The 16788-nt window shown below is 69.8% G+C and carries 16 protein-coding genes and 2 tRNA genes; 13 read left to right on the forward strand and 5 right to left on the reverse strand.

Annotated features, from left to right (window positions below):
• Positions 1 to 166: 166 nt before the first annotated feature.
• The 9 genes from rlmN to rsmI all read left to right on the forward strand — a co-directional run bounded on the left by rlmN (position 167) and on the right by rsmI (position 7023).
• Positions 167 to 1303, forward strand: a complete 1137-nt coding sequence (gene rlmN, locus K8640_RS13840) for a 23S rRNA (adenine(2503)-C(2))-methyltransferase RlmN (RefSeq protein WP_223747465.1) — start codon at positions 167 to 169, stop codon at positions 1301 to 1303.
• 89 nt (positions 1304 to 1392) lie between these two features.
• Complete coding sequence (gene rpsP, locus K8640_RS13845) at positions 1393 to 1656, forward strand: 30S ribosomal protein S16 (RefSeq protein WP_141328672.1); 264 nt, start codon at positions 1393 to 1395, stop codon at positions 1654 to 1656.
• A gap of 26 nt (positions 1657 to 1682) precedes the next feature.
• Positions 1683 to 1967 (forward strand): KH domain-containing protein, encoded by a 285-nt coding sequence (locus K8640_RS13850; protein ID WP_046714046.1) that lies wholly within the window; start codon positions 1683 to 1685, stop codon positions 1965 to 1967.
• Positions 1964 to 2527, forward strand: coding sequence for a ribosome maturation factor RimM (gene rimM, locus K8640_RS13855; protein WP_141328670.1), 564 nt, complete (start codon positions 1964 to 1966; stop codon positions 2525 to 2527). Before K8640_RS13850 ends, rimM begins: the two co-directional genes overlap by 4 nt.
• Positions 2524 to 3267: a tRNA (guanosine(37)-N1)-methyltransferase TrmD gene (gene trmD, locus K8640_RS13860; RefSeq protein WP_223747466.1), complete on the forward strand. Its 744-nt coding sequence runs from the start codon at positions 2524 to 2526 to the stop codon at positions 3265 to 3267. Before rimM ends, trmD begins: the two co-directional genes overlap by 4 nt.
• Before the next feature lie 121 nt (positions 3268 to 3388).
• Positions 3389 to 3772 (forward strand): 50S ribosomal protein L19, encoded by a 384-nt coding sequence (rplS, locus tag K8640_RS13865; protein WP_223747467.1) that lies wholly within the window; start codon positions 3389 to 3391, stop codon positions 3770 to 3772.
• A gap of 93 nt (positions 3773 to 3865) precedes the next feature.
• On the forward strand, positions 3866 to 5761 hold the full coding sequence (locus K8640_RS13870) for a chromosome segregation protein SMC (RefSeq protein ID WP_223747468.1): 1896 nt from the start codon (positions 3866 to 3868) through the stop codon (positions 5759 to 5761).
• A 51-nt stretch (positions 5762 to 5812) separates the two neighbouring features.
• On the forward strand, positions 5813 to 6184 hold the full coding sequence (locus K8640_RS13875) for a YraN family protein (RefSeq protein ID WP_046714041.1): 372 nt from the start codon (positions 5813 to 5815) through the stop codon (positions 6182 to 6184).
• Between the two features lie 8 nt (positions 6185 to 6192).
• Positions 6193 to 7023 carry a 16S rRNA (cytidine(1402)-2'-O)-methyltransferase gene (gene rsmI / locus K8640_RS13880; RefSeq protein ID WP_223747469.1) on the forward strand — a complete coding sequence of 277 codons (831 nt, stop codon included), beginning with the start codon at positions 6193 to 6195 and terminating at the stop codon, positions 7021 to 7023.
• 60 nt (positions 7024 to 7083) lie between these two features.
• On the opposite strand, the gene K8640_RS13885 is transcribed toward rsmI, so the two are convergent.
• The 5 genes from K8640_RS13885 to K8640_RS13905 form a co-directional block, all read right to left on the reverse strand.
• A complete protein-coding gene (locus K8640_RS13885) occupies positions 7084 to 8391 on the reverse strand; it encodes a hypothetical protein (protein WP_223747470.1) in 1308 nt (435 codons plus the stop codon).
• Positions 8392 to 8487: 96 nt separating this feature from the next.
• Positions 8488 to 9534: a M23 family metallopeptidase gene (locus K8640_RS13890; protein ID WP_223747471.1), complete on the reverse strand. Its 1047-nt coding sequence runs from the start codon at positions 9532 to 9534 to the stop codon at positions 8488 to 8490.
• Positions 9535 to 9609: 75 nt separating this feature from the next.
• Entirely contained in the window at positions 9610 to 11034 is a 1425-nt protein-coding gene (locus tag K8640_RS13895) for a sigma-54 dependent transcriptional regulator (protein WP_223747472.1), read from the reverse strand.
• Between the two features lie 11 nt (positions 11035 to 11045).
• Complete coding sequence (gene encA, locus K8640_RS13900; protein WP_141332916.1) at positions 11046 to 11912, reverse strand: encapsulin nanocompartment shell protein EncA; 867 nt, start codon at positions 11910 to 11912, stop codon at positions 11046 to 11048.
• Positions 11913 to 11958: 46 nt separating this feature from the next.
• Entirely contained in the window at positions 11959 to 12432 is a 474-nt protein-coding gene (locus tag K8640_RS13905) for a ferritin (protein ID WP_223747473.1), read from the reverse strand.
• Between the two features lie 104 nt (positions 12433 to 12536).
• Between K8640_RS13905 and murJ the strand changes: the two genes are divergently transcribed.
• From murJ to K8640_RS13925, 4 genes are all read left to right on the forward strand, one after another.
• Positions 12537 to 14237, forward strand: coding sequence for a murein biosynthesis integral membrane protein MurJ (murJ, locus tag K8640_RS13910; protein WP_223747474.1), 1701 nt, complete (start codon positions 12537 to 12539; stop codon positions 14235 to 14237).
• Between the two features lie 237 nt (positions 14238 to 14474).
• Positions 14475 to 16469 carry a S1 RNA-binding domain-containing protein gene (locus tag K8640_RS13915; RefSeq protein WP_223747475.1) on the forward strand — a complete coding sequence of 665 codons (1995 nt, stop codon included), beginning with the start codon at positions 14475 to 14477 and terminating at the stop codon, positions 16467 to 16469.
• Between the two features lie 103 nt (positions 16470 to 16572).
• Positions 16573 to 16646, forward strand: a tRNA-Met gene (locus K8640_RS13920).
• Between the two features lie 68 nt (positions 16647 to 16714).
• Positions 16715 to 16788 (forward strand) — tRNA-Met (locus tag K8640_RS13925).

The raw sequence follows: 16788 nt of genomic DNA on the forward strand, positions 1-16788 counted from the left end.
GCTGGCCCGGGCCGTTGGTTTTCGAGCGGAGCGGTGTGGGGATGCGTAGGGTTGGGGGAGGGGAGTGCGTTCCCGTGTCGACCAGGCGACCGGGGCCTCCTTTGACACCTCGACCCCAGGTGTGGGAAGGGACGCCCCCGGGCCCCCGTTTCACTGCGCGACGACGATGACCGAGACCACCGCCACCGCCACCCTTCCCGTCACGGAGCCCTTGCCGGCGCCTGCTCCCGCGAAGCTCGTGGACGTGGCCAGCCTGTCCATGGAGGGGCTCACCCGCTTCGTCACCGAGCAGCTGGGCGAGCGCGCCTTCCGTGCCCCGCAGATCTACCGTTGGCTGCACCAGCGCGGCGCCACCTCGTTCGACGAGATGACGGACCTGTCCAAGGCCTTCCGCGAGAAGCTCAAGGTCGCCGCGGAGATCATCCCGCTGGTGAAGGACCTGGAGCAGCGCAGCGTCGACGGCACCATCAAGTACCGGTGGAAGACGCGCGACGGGCGCTACATCGAGTCCGTCTACATGCCCTCCGAGGACCGCCGGACGCTGTGCGTGTCCACCCAGGTGGGCTGCGCCATGGCCTGCGGCTTCTGCATGACGGGCACCATGGGGCTCAAGCGCAACCTGACGCCCAGCGAGATCGTCGCGCAGGTGCACGCCGTCAATCGCGAGGTCCGCAAGAACGAGGGCCACGAGACGCTGCGTCCCTTGAGCAACCTCGTGTTCATGGGCATGGGCGAGCCCCTGCACAACTTCGAGAACCTCAAGACGGCGCTCGCCATCCTCCAGTCCGAGGACGGGCCCAACTTCAGCCACCGCCACATCACCGTCTCCACCGTCGGCCTCGTCCCCATGATCGAGCGCTTCGGCCAGGAGACGGACGTGAAGCTGGCCATCTCGCTCAACGCCAGCACGGACGAGCAGCGCAGCAAGACGATGCCCGTCAACCGCAAGTGGAACATCGCCGCGCTGTTGGACGCGTGCCGCAAGTTCCCGCTGCGCCAGGGCCGCCGCATCACCTTCGAGTACGTGCTCATCCAGGGCTTCAACGACAGCGATGAGGACGCGCACCGGCTCATCCAGCTGCTCAAGGGAATTCCGGCGAAGGTCAACCTGATTCCCTACAACGAGAACCCTGGCCTGGGGTTCCTCACCACCGCGGAAGAGCGGGCGGAGCAGTTCCGGGCCATCCTGTCGGACGGCCACGTGGCCGCCTACATCCGGAAGAATCGGGGCCGGGACATCGCGGGGGCCTGCGGGCAGCTCGCGAATCGTGGCGAGGCCACTCCGGCCGAAAGCACGACATAAAGTCCCGAGCTTCCTTGACAATCCCGCGGGTGCGGCGTTAAGAGCGCCACCCCGTTTACATCGTCGTTTCTTGTTCGCTGGAGCACTCCATGGCCGTCGTCCTCCGTCTTGCCCGCGCGGGCGCCAAGAAGAAGCCCTACTACCACGTGGTCGCTACCGACTCCCGCAACCCGCGGGATGGCAAGTTCATCGAGGCCGTCGGCGCGTACGACCCGAACCTCAACCCCCCCAAGGTGGAGTTCAACGAGGAGCGGCTGAACTACTGGCTGAAGACGGGCGCGACCCCCTCCGAGACCGTCGCGGACCTCATCAAGGTCAACGCGAAGGCCGTGAAGTCCACCCCCGCGGCTTGATCCGCGACCGGCTTTACTGAGCGGACGTGGAGCAACTCCTCACGTATCTGGCGCGGGCCCTGGTCGATCAACCTGACCAGGTGGGCCTGCGCATCTCCGAGGTGGACGGCGCACGGCTCTACGAGCTGAAGGTCGCCCCCGAGGATGTCGGCAAGGTCATCGGCCGTGACGGGCGCACCGTGAACGCCCTCCGGACGCTGCTCAATGCCGCCGCCCAGAAGTCTGGCCAGAAGGTCCGGCTGGAGATCCTGGACGACCGCCGCAACGCCGCCGGCACGCCGCCCGCCGCCGCACCGGACGCGTCGCGGTGACGCAGAAGCCCCTGCTGGAGCTGGGCTTCATCTCTCGCGCGCACGGGCTGCGGGGCGAGCTGGCGGTGCGTCCGTTCGACCCGGGCTCGCAGACGCTCTCCACCGTGGACCGGGTCCGCGTCCGCACCCGTGCGGGCGTGGAGCGGGACCTGGTGCTGGAGTCCCTGCGCCCCACGCCGAAGGAGGACATCGTCGCCTTCGAGGGCGTGGAGTCCCGCACCGAGGCCGAGGGGCTGGTGGGCTCCACGGTGTTCGTGTTCCGCGAGGACCTGGAGCCGCCCGAGGAGGGTGAGTTCTTCCAGGGAGACCTCCTGGGCCTGTCCGCCGTGGACGAGGCGGGGACGCCGCTGGGCAAGGTGGAGGAGATCTGGGCCACCGGTGAAGTGCCGAACCTGGTGATCCGCGCCGCGGGCCGGCAGGAGCTGGTGGTGCCGTTCGCGGACGAGTTCGTCCCGACGGTGGACCTGGCGGCCCAGCGCATCGTGATCCGTCCTCCCGAGTACGTGGAGGTCGGCCGGCGCGACGCCGACAAGGACGCCCCGGACGGGTCCGAGTCGTGAGCCCGCCGTATCCGGTGGAGCTGCTCACGCTGTTCCCTGGGATGGTGTCCGGCTACCTGGGCGCGAGCATCCTCGGCAAGGCCCAGGAGAAGGGCCTCTTGTCCGCCACCGTGACGGACATCCGCGAGTACGCCGAGGGCAAGCACCGTGTCACCGACGACGCGCCCTACGGAGGCGGTGCGGGCATGGTGATGAAGCCCGAGCCGCTGGTCGCGGCGATCAGCGCGGCGCGGGCCCGACTGCCCGGGGCGAAGGTGCTCTTGATGAGCCCTCGCGGCGCGACCTTCACCCAGGTCACCGCGCGCGAGCTGGTGGCGCACACCGCCGGGCTGATCCTGGTCTGCGGCCGCTACGAGGGCGTGGACGAGCGGGTGATGAGCCACCTGGACGGCGAGCTGTCGCTGGGGGACTTCGTGCTCACCGGCGGGGAGATCGCCGCGATGGCGGTGGTGGACGCGGTGGCGCGGCTGGTGCCCGGGGTCCTGGGCAACGTGGCGTCCTCGGTGTCGGAGAGCTTCGAGGAGGGGACGCTGGAGCATCCCCAGTACACCCGCCCGCCCGTGTTCCAGGGCGTCGAGGTGCCGGCGGCCCTCCAGTCCGGAGATCACGCGCGCATCGCCCGGTGGCGCCGGTGGAAGTCGCTGGTGCTCACGCGCGAGCGACGGCCGGACCTGTTCGCCCGCCTCACCCTGTCCAAGGCCGACGAGAAACTGCTGGCCCGACGGGAGGAAGAGCTGTAACCCTGGGGGTTCTTTGGGAGTCGGGCCTCAGCGGGCTTGTCCGACACCGCTCTCTCTGCTAGTACGGCCCGCTCTTTCACGCGTTCTCATCGCGTCAGCTTCCGCTTCACTGGAGTCCGAAATGCGTAACGCCGCCATTCAGCACGTCGAGGCCAAGTACCTGCGCCAGGACGTCACCTCGTTCCGTCCTGGTGACTCCGTGCGCGTCTTCTGGAAGGTGAAGGAGGGCGAGAAGGAGCGCGTTCAGGCGTTCGAGGGCACCGTCATCCGGAAGACCTCCGGCAGCCACCGCGCCACGTTCACCGTGCGCAAGATGTCCTTCGGCGTCGGCGTCGAGCGCATCTTCCCGCTGCACAGCCCCCGCTACGAGAAGATCGAGGTCCTCTCGCGCGGCCGCGTGAACCGCAGCCGTCTGTTCTACCTCCGCGACCTCAAGGGCAAAGCCGCCCGCGTGGACGTGCAGGAGGAGGCGGACACGACCCAGGGCAAGGGCGCGAAGGCCTGATTCCCTGAGTCCTCGTCGGCCCTCGGGCCGTCGTGAGAAGGAGCGTCCGATACCGGGCGCTCCTTTTTTCATTCGCGCTAACATGGACGCGCCATGCAATTCGTCGAGGTCGCCGTCCAGAATGTCCGGGGATTCACTGCCGCGGGCCGCTTCGCGCTGAAAGCCGGGTACCTCGTCCTCAAGCCGCCCTCGGCGGAGGCGAGTCCCTTCGCGGGCGTGCTGCTCGCGCTGCTCTACGCCGACGGGCGGGGCGGGGATGCGTCCTTCATCGCGCCGGGCGCGAAGTCCGGCAAGGCCGCGCTGACCTTCGTGGGCATCGACGGCGCCACGTACCGCGTGCTGCGCGAGCTGGGTGGCTCCGGGACGCTGCACCGGATGAACAAGACGACGCAGCAGCCGGAGCTGGTGTCGTCGGACGCCTCGGAGATGAACCAGTTCCTGCGCGGACAGGTGGGCCTGCCGCCGCGCACGAGCTTCGAGCAGCTCTACTGTCTGCAGCCGGGGCAGCTGCCGTCACGGCGTCCGCGCAAGGCCGCGGCGAAGGCGGCGGATCCGAAGACCTCCGGCAAGTTCCCCTCGCTGGCGAACGCGTCCTCGGTGGCCGCGGCGGAGGACATCCCCGCGGCGGAGGCGAAGGTGCGCGCGCTCGAGGCGGAGCTCGTCTCCGCGCGCGAGGTGGATCAGCTCCAGTTCAAGGTGGATGGGCTGTCGTCGCAGATCTTCGACGCGGACCAGCGCCTCAAGGGCACCGAGGGCCTCAAGGCGGCCATCCACGAGGCGGAGAACGCGTGGCGGGCCGCTCCGACGCCGCAGACGCTCGGCCTGCCCCAGGACATCCTCAACCGCGTGCAGCGCTATCCCAAGGCGCTGTCCCGGCGTGACGAGGCTTTGAATCGGCTGGGCGCGGACCGGGACGCGGACGCGGCGGACGTGCCGGACGCGGTGGAGCCGCTGACGCAGGACCGGATGTTCTGGTTGGGCATCGTGGTGGGCGTGTTGTTCCTCGGGTTGTCGTTGGGCCTGGGGCTCGGCGTGCACCGCGCGTTCCGCTACCTGGCGCTGCTGGACATCCCGGCCTTCGGCTTCGCGGCCTTCCTGGCGCTGCGCTACGTGGACGAGCTCCAGCGCGCCTCGCGCAAGGGCAGCAAGGAGGGGCGCTTCGACGCGCGCGAGAAGAAGATCCACGAGGAGTTCGAGGCCGAGGCCGCGCCGGTGCGCATGGCGCAGAAGGCGCTCGGCGTGGAGAGCCTGGACGAGATTCCCGCGGCGCTCGAGCGCAAGGAGCTGCTGGCCGCGCGGGTGGTGGAGCTGAAGGATCAGCTCGCGGCCGTGGAGGCCGACCCGGAGTTCGTGGCCGCGTCCACCCAGCGCCAGGCGCTCAAGGAGCAGATGGACGCGCTCAACGCGGAGCTGACGCGCAAGGGCTCCTACGTGCGCGACATCCGCGAGGTGGAGCGTGAGCTGGGGCGCGTGAAGGAGTCGATCACCCTGGCCAAGGCCCCGCCCGCGCCGGTGACGCAGGCGGATGGCTCGCCCGCGCCCGTGGAGCCGCTGGAGGACCCGTCTCCCGCCGTGCTGTCCCAGGCGGCGGACATCTTCACGACGGATGTGCTGAGCGTGCAGGGGATGCTCAAGGAGCGCTGCGTGCAGTACCTCACCGCGCTCACGGACCGGCGCTACCAGGGCGTCGAGTGGGACAAGGAGGGGCGGGCCTTCGCGCTCGCCTCGGGGCGCCGCGTGCCGGTGGGTGAGCTGCCGCCGAAGGACCTGGACCTCTACTACCTGGCGCTGCGGATGACGGTGGTGGAGAAGGGGAGCGCGCGGGTGAAGCGGCCCTTCGTCCTGGAGGACGTCTTCGCGGGCATGGACGAGGTGAAGCTGCCGCTCATCGCCCGCATGCTCAAGCACCTGGGCACCCTCACGCAGGTGGTCCACGTCACGTCACACCCCGGCTTCGCCCAGATGTCGGACGGCACGGTTAACGTGTAGTCCGATGTGGCGGGTGCCCTCCATGGAGGAGGGCGTGGGAGTGGGGGCGGGATGGGGCGTGGGGTGCGGCGGGAGTATGGGGATGAGGCGGAGGCGGCGGCGGTGCGGTACCTGGAGGAGCGGGGCTGGCGCGTGCGAGCCCGCAACTGGCTCTGTCGGTATGGCGAGCTGGACGTGGTGGCCGAGCGCGAGGAGCTCCTGTGCTTCGTGGAGGTGCGGATGCGCTCCACGGCGGTGTGGGGAGACCCGGCGCACACCGTGTCGTTCGCGAAGCAGCGTCGGGTGGTGAAGGCGGCGCTGCACTATCTCTTCGCGCATGAGCTCCAGGGACGGATGATGCGCTTCGATGTGATAGCCGTCGTCGGGCGCGGCGAGCGGGCCACCGTGGAGCACATCCCCGGCGCCTTCGATGCGGGCATGTGAGGGAAGTCATGGCTGGAACGCTGTACCTGGTGGCCACGCCCATCGGGAACCTGGGTGACATCTCTGCTCGCGCGCTGGAGACGCTCCGCGCCGTGCGCTTCATCGCCTGTGAGGACACGCGGCACTCACGCGTGCTGCTCGACCACTTCGGCATCGGCGGCAAGGACCTGGTGAGCCTGCCCGCGTTCGCGGAGGGGCAGCGCGCCGGGCGCATCCTGGACCGGCTCGGGGAGGGCGAGGACTGCGCGCTCGTCACCGACGCGGGCAGCCCGGCCATCAGCGACCCCGGTGAGCGGCTGGTGGCGGAGGCGCTGGAGCGGGGGCTGACGGTGGTGCCCGTGCCGGGCGCCACGGCGCTCGTCGCGGCGCTGAGCGCCTCGGGGCTGCCCACGGGCCGCTTCCACTTCCTGGGCTTCCTGCCGCGCAAGGGGCCGGAGCGGCGGGCCATGCTGGAGGAGGTGGCCTCGCTGTCCGCCACGTTGGTGCTCTACGAGTCTCCCCGCCGCCTGGGCGAGACGCTCCAGGACCTCCAGGAGGCGTGGGGGGACCGCAGGGCGTGCGTGGCACGCGAGCTGACGAAGCTGCACGAGGAGTTCATCCGCGCGCCGCTGTCCGAGCTGTCCGCGCGCTACGCGACGGAGGAGGCCCGGGGCGAGGTGGTGGTGCTGGTGGAGGGGCGCACCGGGGAGCGGCGCTGGTCCGAGGAGGAGCTGCGCCGGGCGCTCGAGGACGGGCTCGCGCGAGGCGACAAGCTCAAGGCCCTGAGCACGGAGCTGGCCCGCCGGGCGGGGTGGTCGGGACAGGACGTGTACCGACTCGGGTTGTCGCTGAAGAAGTAGGTGGTCCGGAACCGGGAGGCGCGTGCTCGAGGCCCGCGTCTCCCGGGGACTTCCCTGGCGCTAGAAGTTGAAGGACGCGCTCAGGTCGAAGCGGAACGTCGTGCTGCCGATGGCGCGGAACCGGCGCGACACCAGGTCGTAGCGCCAGTCGAACGTGGGGTTGAGCTCGGGCGAGCCGAGGCTCGCGTCGATCTCGCCGTTGCCGTCCAGGTCCTTGCCAAGCTCCTCGTTCGTGAGCGTGTGGTCCGTGTTGTAGAGGAACGTGCCGCCCGCGCGAATCTTGAAGGTCTCCGAGGCGCTCGCGGTGACGCCGAGCATGCCACCGACCTGGAAGTACTCCTCCGAGGTGAGCAGCTTGCGCAGCGCCGCGCTCAGCTCGTTGTGGTAGCGGCCCGCGCCCACGTAGTTGCCGATGGCGCGCAGGTCCAGGGTGAACTTCTGGTGCTTCTGCGGCCGGTCGAACGGCACCAGCTCCACGCCGGCGAGGATGCCCATCATCTTGGGCGCCTTGATGCCCGTCTCCTTGCGGTCCCACGGCCCGGTGCCGCAGTTGTCAGGAGCACCCAGGGTGGTGGGATCCGCGTCGCGCTGGTCGCAGTTCGAATAGAAGACCGGACCGCGCACGGGGATGGTGTAGCTGGCCTTGAAGTACGGCTCGGCCACGCCGATGCGCCGCGAGAACGACGTGTAGAGCTGGTACTTGTGGACGCGGTCACCGATGTTGCCGCGGTCGTCCGAGTTCGTCGTGTCGACGCTCGGGTCCCGCTGCTTCGCCGTGGGCGCCTCGTAGTCGATGCCGACGATCCACGTGGGCTTGGTGACGTCCTTGTCCTGGTTGAAGAACGCGTAGGCCAGGCCGAAGTGCAGGTTGCCCAGACCGCCGCGGAAGCTCTCCTGGGGTACCCCGAACAGGGGCACGCCGTTGGCATGCGGGTCGTCGAGGCACCCTGGATCGTTGTTGACGAACGTGCCATCGGGGTTGATGCAATTGCCAGTGATGGTGGACGTCCCTTGCGACGACTGGGAGGTGAAGTCCCAGCGCTCGTTCTGCTGGAACACCAGCGGGAGCGTGAAGGACAGCTCCAGGTCGCGGTAGAGGCCGACGGCCATCCTCAGGTTGAGGCGGGCGTCCACGCCCTTGTACCAGAGCTCCGAGGCATCACCGCGCCCGGGTTCACTCCCCACCGGCGCGAGCTGCTCGCGGATGATCTTCGCGCGAGTCTGGGTGCGTTCGAACCCGACGTCGATGAACAGATCGAACGGGTCATCGTCCTCGAAGGACGAGGCGATCCGGGTGATATCCGCCGCGCTGGCGGCGAACGGCGCGCCTAGCGTCAGCGCGGCGAGTACGGCGCGAAGCCTGTGCATCCGACCTCCGACGGCGAAACGACCGGGCCTTCCGGCAAGCCCGGGGGGCTTCCAGCTAGCCGCGCCGTCGGAGGAGTGTCAAGAATCGGGTTGCTTTTACTTCCCCGCGACGGACGTCCCGAGCAGCCCTTCCAGGCGGCGGACCTCGTCGTCGAAGGCCGTCTTGTGGTTGGCGGCCAGGGTGCGGCGGTAGGTCTTGTGCTGGTCGAAGGGGTCCAGGACCTTCTCCTCGCCCTGCATGAGCTGGTAGTGCAGGTGGGGCGCGAAGGAGCGGCCCGTGTTGCCGCTCCGCGCGATGACCTGGCCCACGTTGAAGCGCGTCCCGGCCTGGATGTCCTTGGACACCTCGTCCAGGTGCAGGAAGAGCGCGCGGCGGCCCTTGCCGCCCGTTTCAATCAGCTCCAGGCAGTTGCCGTTGCTGCTCCAGTTCCAGTTCTTGCGCTTCACCACGCCGGAGAAGGGCGCCTTGACGGGCGTGCCCACCGGGGTGCGGAAGTCCACGCCCTTGTGGCGGCGGCCATCGCGCAGGAGCGACGTCACCTGCTCGTAGTCGTCCAGCGGGGACTTCTCCAGCCGCAGCTCCAGCTCGTCGCCGGAGGGCAGGTAGTAGCGCGCCGTGTTCTCCGCGGAGCCCTGGAAGCGGTAGGCGCTCATCGTCTTGCCCAGCTTCGCGCTGGTGAAGCGCACCGCGTGCACCAGCGGCTCCTCGTTGGGGCGGCGCTGGAAGAGCACGTCCAGGGTGTCCCCGCGGAGGATTTCGTTGGGGACGGCCACCCACCACACCAGCGTGCGCGTCACCACCTGCGCCAGCGCCGGGCCCACGTCCGCGCCCGCGGAGTTGACGAACGCCGTCTCCAGCGGCCCGTCGATGCGCATGGAAGCGCGCTCCATGCCCGCGGCCTTCACCGGGTCGGTGGGAGCGGCGGGGGCGGTGGGCGCCGCGGCCAGGGCGCCCGCGTCGGGCGTGGCGGCGGCATCGGCGGTGGCCTGGGTGACGGCGGCCTCCTGCGTGGCGGTGGCCATGCGCTGCTTCCACCACCACACGCCCCCGGCAGCGCCGCCGAGGATGAGTGACACGGCGACCACGGGCCCGATGGGGCTCCGCTTCGGAGGTGCACCGAGGGTGGGAAGGTTCGGCCGCATGCTGGCTCCATGAATCGGAAAGAGTGAGCGGGCGCGAAACCAGCGCCCGCGACGAGGAATTCCGCCAACCGAGGGTCAATCCTCGGGGCCGTCCTCTTGCTCGTCAGGCGTGGTGTCTCGCAGACCGAATTCCTTCATCTTCGTCTGCAGGGACTTCCGGCTGATCTGGAGGAGACGCGCGGCGCGGGTGACGTTGCCGCCCGTCTCGTCGAGCTTCTTGACGATGAGGTCCCGCTCCAACTCCGCGGCCTTCATCCGGACGATGTCCTTCAGGCCCACCTCGCCCGCGGGAACCTCCAAGGCGGGCAGGGAGGACGCCGAGGTGGGGCTCGCCTGGACGCCCGCTCCCTGACGGATGGGCTCGGGCAGGTCCTTGGCGGTGATCAACGGCCCGTCCGCGAACAGCAGGACGCGCTCGATGAGGTTCTCCAGCTCGCGGATGTTGCCCGGCCACGAGTACGCCTGGAGCAGCGCCAGGGCGTCGTCGGTGATGCCCTCGATCTTCTTGTTGAGGCGCTTGTTGTACTTCTCCACGAAGTGCCGCGCGAGCATCAGCACGTCGCTGCGGCGCTCGCGCAAGGGCGGCAGGGACAGCGGCACCACCGCGAGGCGGTAGTACAGGTCCTTGCGGAAGCGGCCCGCTTCGATCTCCGCCTGCAAATCGCGGTTGGTGGCGGCGACCAGGCGCACGTCCACGCGCGTGGTCTTGATGCCCCCCACGCGCTCGAACTCGCCCTCCTGCAGCGCGCGCAAGAGCTTCACCTGCATCTCGACGGGAATCTCGCCAATCTCGTCGAGGAAGAGCGTGCCCTCGTCGGCCAGCTCGAAGCGGCCCGGCTTGGAGGTGACGGCGCCGGTGAAGGCGCCCCTCTCGTAGCCGAACAGCTCGCTCTCCAGCAGCGTGGCGGGGATGGCCGCGCAGTTGATCTTGATGAACGGCTTGTCGCGGCGGCTGGACGCGCCGTGCAGCGCGGTGGCGATGAGCTCCTTGCCGGTGCCGCTCTCTCCGGTGATGAGCACCGTCGACGGTGTGTCCGCCACCTTGTCGATGACCTTGTAGACCTCCTGCATCTGCGGCGCCTCGCCGATGATGGCGGCGCGCGCCTTGAGGTCCGGACGCACGGAGCGACGGGCGCTCTCGTTGGTCTTGGCGGCCTTCGCGACGACGGAGGACAGCTCCACCTGATCGAAGGGCTTGGTGATGTAGTCGAACGCGCCCGCCTTGATGGCGTCCACGGCGGAGTCCACCGTGCCGTGCGCGGTGATGATGATGACCGGCACGTCCGGGTTGGCGGCGCGGATGGTGCCGAGCACCTCCATGCCGCCCACCTTGGGCATCACCAGATCGGTGACGATGATGTCCGCGCCGTTCTTGTTGAACTCGGCCAGGCCCTGCTCACCGTTCTCCGCGACGGTGACGTCGAAGCCGTCCCTGCGCAGCATGGCGGCGAGCACCTTGCGCAGGTTCACCTCGTCGTCGATCACCAGGACCTTGGCCATGGGGGGCTGGACTACCGACGGGCGGCAGCCGCGGGAGCGCCCTCGAGGGTGCAGATGGCGTCCGGGTGCTTGATGCGCAACAGCAGCGCCTCCAGCACGCGGAACGGGTGGTTCATCCTCGACGCGCCCAGGTACGCGGCCACCATGTCCATGGAGACCGCCAGGTCCATGTTCTCGCGGCCGGTGGACACCACCACGCCCGAGTCGCCGCGCAGGCGGTTGGACTGATAGACGCCGTCGGCGGCCAGCTGCTTGATGGTCTCGATCTCCAGCACGCCCGTCTTCTCGTAGATGCGGTGCAGCTGCGAGTAGAGCTTGGGCGACAGCACCACGGCGTAGGGGCCGAAGTGGCCGTGCTCGTTGAGCGTGCGCGTGGCCTCGACGATGGCCTGGAACCCGCCACCCGCCGCCGTCCAGTCACCGAGCGGCACGGTGAGCCGGCCATTGGCCGTCATCAGGCCCTCGTAGCCCAGGCGCGCGTCGCCGTAGAAGATGAGCTCGTCCTCCTGCTGCGCGCACAGCGCCGCGGCGCCGGCGGCGGCCGAGACATCCAGCGGCATGTTGTGCGTGCGCGCCGCCTCGATGTCCCGCCAGTGCAGCAGGAAGTCCTTGTAGATGATGGGGATGGTCTTGAACTTGCGAGCGTCCGTGAAGACCATCGCGGTCTCCTGCTCGCCGACGATGTCCACAGCGCCCGGGGACACGCCCTGGAACTCGTCGTAGGGCACCGTCTGCACGCCCGCGCCCAGCGGACCGTAGATGTCGAGGATGCGGCGGCCCACCAGTGAGCGGCGCGCCACCTGGATGACGGTTTCATTCAGGCGCGCCCACTCCTCCTCACGAAGCGGGTTCTCGGCATGTCCAAGGAAGTCAGGCATCGAACAATCTCCGGCTCAACATCTAGGGAGAAAAAGGGGAACGTCGTCAGCGATTACCGCCACCACCGCCACGGCGCAGCGAGCCCACCGTGAGGGGGTGGGACTCGACGGCGGGCGGCGGGGCGGGCAGGCCATACATGAGCCGCTGCGGGGGCAGGGCGGTGAGGGGCTCCACCGGAGAGCGGCCGTTGAGGACCTGCTTGGCCGGAGGCGGAGGAGGCGGCGGCGCGAGCACGGCGGCGGGAGGTGGCGCCTCGCCCACGGCCTGCTGGAAGTGACCCGGCGCGATGGGCGTGGTGAAGCGCGAGTCCTGGTGGGCGTCGAGCATGCGCAGCATGTGGACCGCCTCGGACACGTGCTCCTTCTCCTCCGTCGCCAGGTGGAGGAAGAAGGCCCGCACCTCTGGGTGGGAGGACGCCCGGGCGAAGGCCTCGTACTCGTTGATGGTCTCGAGCTCGCGCGCCAGCACGAGGCGGATACGCGCCACGTCGTCCAGGTCGCTGTCCGGTATGTCGGCCATTGAGGACGGACCCTCGCAATCCGCCGGGGGCACCGTCAAGAGAAACAGGGGCCATGGGTTTCGCGCTTCATGCCACTTGACGTCACGCATAGAGTCCCCGGCCCGTGACCGCCTCCGCGCCCGAGCCTTCCCCGACTCCTCCCGCCTCGACCGGACGGTCCGAACGCTCGGGGGGCAGGGGCGCCATGCTCGTGGCCACGGGCATCCTCGCCTCGCGCCTGATGGGCCTGGTGCGCGAGCGCGTCTTCGCCCACTACCTGGGCAACGCGGAGGCGGCCGCCGTCTTCAAGGCCGCGCTGCGCATCCCCAACTTCCTGCAGAACCTCTTCGGTGAGGGAGTCCTCTCCGGCTCCTTCATCCCCGTGTACGCCCAGCTGCTGGGCCGCAAGGACACGGAGCAGGCGGACCGGGTGGCGGGCGCGGTCTTCGGCTTGTTGTCCCTGGCGACGGCGCTGCTGGTGTGCGCGGGCATGCTGTTCACGCCCGTGTTCGTGGACCTCATCGCTCCGGGCTTCGAGGGCCACGCGCGAGAGCTGGCCATCCGCGTGGTGCGCATCCTCTTCCCCGGCACGGGCTTCCTGGTGCTGAGCGCCTGGTGCCTGGGCATCCTCAACAGCCACCGACGCTTCCTGCTGTCGTACCTGGCGCCCGTCGTCTGGAACGGGGCCATCATCGCCACGCTGCTCGTCGTGGGCGGCCGCTACGAAGAGGACCGGCTGGTGGAGCTGCTGGCCTACGGCGTGGTGGCCGGCGGCTTCCTCCAGTTCGCGGTGCAGGTGCCCCGCACGCTCCAGCTGCTGGGGAGGTTCCGCCCGTCGCTCTCCACGGCGACGGAGCCGGTGCGGCAGGTGCTCCGCAGCTTCGGCCCGGTGGTGCTGGGGCGCGGCGTGGTGCAGTTCAGCGCCTGGGTGGACACCGCCTTCGCCACGCTCATCTCCGAGCGCGCCATGTCGTCCCTTGTGTACGCGCAGACCATCTACCTCATCCCGGTGAGCCTCTTCGGCATGGCGGTGTCCGCGGCGGAGCTGCCGGAGATGGCCCGCGCGGCGGACGGCGCCGGGTCGGAGGAGGTCGCCGCGAAGCTGCGTCAGCGCATCGACGGAGGGGCGCGGCGAATCGCCTTCTGGGTGGTGCCCTCCGCGGCGGCCTTCCTGTTCCTGGGCGACATGGTGGCCGCGGCGCTCCTGCAGACGGGCCGCTTCGACGCGGCGGACTCGCGCTACCTCTGGTACCTGCTCATGGGCGCCGCCGTGGGGCTGGTGGCCTCCACCGTGGGCCGGCTGTACGCCTCCGCCTTCTACGCCTTGAAGGACCCCAAGACGCCCTTGCGCTTCGCCATCGTCCGCGTCGCGGTGGGCTCGGTGGGCGCCTGGGTCCTGGGCCTGCATCTGCCCGGGTGGCTGGGACTGCCCTCGGAATTGGGCGCGCTGGGGCTCACGCTCGCCAGCGGGCTCGTGGCCTGGCTCGAGTCGTATCTCCTGCGCCGCAAGCTGACCCGGCAGTTGGGGCCCGTGGGCGTTCCCCCGGGGCTCCTGCCCCGGCTGTGGGGCGCGGCCGTCATCGCGGGCCTCGTGGCCCTGGGCGTGAAGCTGGGGCTCGCGGCCGTGCTGGGCCCCATGCCGGGAGTGCAGGCGGAGTGGGGCGGGGCCTTCCTCGCGCCCCCCAGGCTGCACCCCGTCCTGGGCTTCCTGGCCGTCGCCATCCCCATGGGAGGCATCTATTTCGCGGTGGCCGCCGCGCTGGGTGTCCCCGAGGCCGGCGCGGTGTTCCGCAAGGTCTCCGGACGGCTGCGCCGGGCGCGCTAAGTGCTCGCCGATGCTCGGCTCCTCACGGAGCGGGCAGGGGGTGGTTGGAGCAGCAAGGAGGGGGTGGGCGGGATGGGCTGGCGGGGGGCCTCCGTTGAGGTCCTTGCGGTGGTGTGGGCCGCGTGCCTGTCTTCGGGGCTTCCTCCGGACAGGGCGCGCGTGTAGAGTGCGCCGCCTTTTTCATGGGCCCGGCTTCACGGGAAGTCTGGCTGACTTCGTCTCAGGAAGGTCTCGGCAGTGAGCGACGAGAAGAACGGTTCCAATGCGGGCGGTCCGGGTGGGATGGGCGGCCCCAAGAAGCCGAAGGCCACCTTCGGTGACGTGATGCTCGGCATCCCTTCGGGCGGCAGCGGCCGTGGCGAGGGTCCTCGCGGCGGCGGCGAGCGCGGCGGTCCCGGTCAGGGCCGTGACGCGCGTCCGCGCTCCGAGGGAGGGGCTCCGCGCGACGAGCGCCGTCCTCCTCGTGGCCAGGGCGGTCAGGAGCGGGGTGGAGGCGAGCGCCGCGGTGGCGGCGAGCGCCGTCCGTCCGGTCCCATGGTCGTCGTGAAGCGCGCGTCGGGCGCCATCGAGACGCGAGGCCCGGTGGGGGAGAACCCCGCCGAGGCGACCGCGACCGCCGAGGCGACCACCGCGGAGGCCGAGGCCTCCGGCGCGCCGACGACGACCTCCGCGCCGCGCCCTGTGACGCCGACGCCGGCGCCTTCCTCCGCGCTGTACGAGGAGGTTCCCGAGTCCGAGTCCTTCGCCGAGATGTTCGAGGCGCAGGCCAAGGAGGGTGGGGCGCCGGGCCGCCGGGGCGTGCGCCTGGGCGAGAAGGTCAAGGGCACCATCTTCCAGCTTGGCGCGGACACCGCGTTCGTGTCGCTGGAGGGCGCGTCCAAGAGCGAGGCGATGATCGAGCTGCGCGAGCTCAAGGACGACGAGGGCATCCTGCGCTACGGCGTGGGTGACAGCCTGGACGCGCACGTCATCGAGGTGGGCGCCAAGGGCATCGTGCTGAGCCGCGCGCTGGCCAAGGGCAGCGCCTCCATGGCGATGCTGGCCGAGGCCCGCGCGTCGGGCATGCCCGTCGAGGGCATGGTGCTGAGCGTGAACAAGGGCGGCGTGGAGGTCGCCATCGGCGACGTGCGCGCGTTCTGCCCCATCAGCCAGCTGGACCTGCGCTACGTCGAGAAGCCGGACCAGTTCATCGGCGAGAAGCTCAAGTTCCGCGTCACCGAGGTCCGGGACCGCAACGTGGTGCTCTCGCGCCGCTCGCTGCTCGAGGACGAGCAGCGCCAGCTGGCCGCGGAGACGCGCAAGAACCTGGGCGACGGCAAGGTCGTCAAGGGCAAGGTCACCGGCGTCCGGGACTTCGGCGTGTTCGTGGACCTGGGCGGCGTGGAGGGGATGATCCCCGTCTCCGAGCTCTCGTACACGCGCGTGGGTCACCCCAGCGACGTGGTGAAGGTCGGTGATGACGTGGAGGTGGAGATCCTGCGCATGGAGGCCGCGCAGCCCAACTCCCCCGACAAGAGCAAGCAGAAGGAGCGCATCACGCTGTCCATGCGCTCGCGGCAGGAGGACCCGTTCAAGAAGGCCATCTCCGAGATCAAGGAGGGGGACCGTCTGCAGGGCAAGGTCGTCCGGCTCCAGCAGTTCGGCGCCTTCGTGGAGCTGCGTCCGGGCGTGGATGGCCTGGTGCACATCTCCGCGCTGAGCGACCGCCGCATCGCACACCCGCGCGACGTGGTGAAGGAAGGCGAGACCATCTGGGTCGCCGTCGAGAAGATCGACGAGAAGGACAAGCGCATCGGCCTGCGCCGCATCTCCGAGGAGGAGGCGCAGCGTCCCCCCGAGGAGCGTCCGGCCGCCTCGGCGGAGAAGGCCGCGCCCGCGGCTCCCGCGGCGCCCCGTCCCAAGGTGGGCCAGGTCGTCGTCGGCAAGGTGGACCGCATCGAGCCGTACGGCGTCTTCCTCGTGTTCGCCGGTGGCAAGGGCCTGCTCCCCGCGAGCGAGACGGGCACCGAGCGCGGCACGGATCTGCGCAAGCACTACGCGCTGGGCCAGGAGGTGAAGGTGGCCATCCTGGACATCGACGCGTCCGGGAAGATCCGCCTGTCCGTCACCGCCGCCGTCCGCGCGGAGGAGCGCGCCGAGGTGGAGGCCTGGCAGAAGACGCAGCAGCCGCAGGGCGCGGGCAAGAAGGGCTTCGGCACGATGGCCGACCTCTTCAGCAAGCTGCGCAAGTGAGTCACACCGCGCGCTCGAGCACGTGTTGGATGCGTGCTCGGGTTCGCTCGAAATAGATGTTGCAGTCCCCGGCGAGGGGCGGTACTACCTCCCTCGCCGCTGACGCGGGGTGGAGCAGCCTGGTAGCTCGTCGGGCTCATAACCCGAAGGTCGCAGGTTCAAATCCTGCCCCCGCAATTCAGGAAGCCAGAGGTCCGGTGAATCAAAGCCGGACCTCTGGTGTTCAAAGGCAGACATCAACATGACGCGGGGTGGAGCAGCCTGGTAGCTCGTCGGGCTCATAACCCGAAGGTCGCAGGTTCAAATCCTGCCCCCGCAA

The sequence above is a fragment of the Myxococcus sp. XM-1-1-1 genome (assembly GCF_020037095.1).
GTDB classification, from domain to species: Bacteria; Myxococcota; Myxococcia; order Myxococcales; family Myxococcaceae; genus Myxococcus; species Myxococcus fulvus.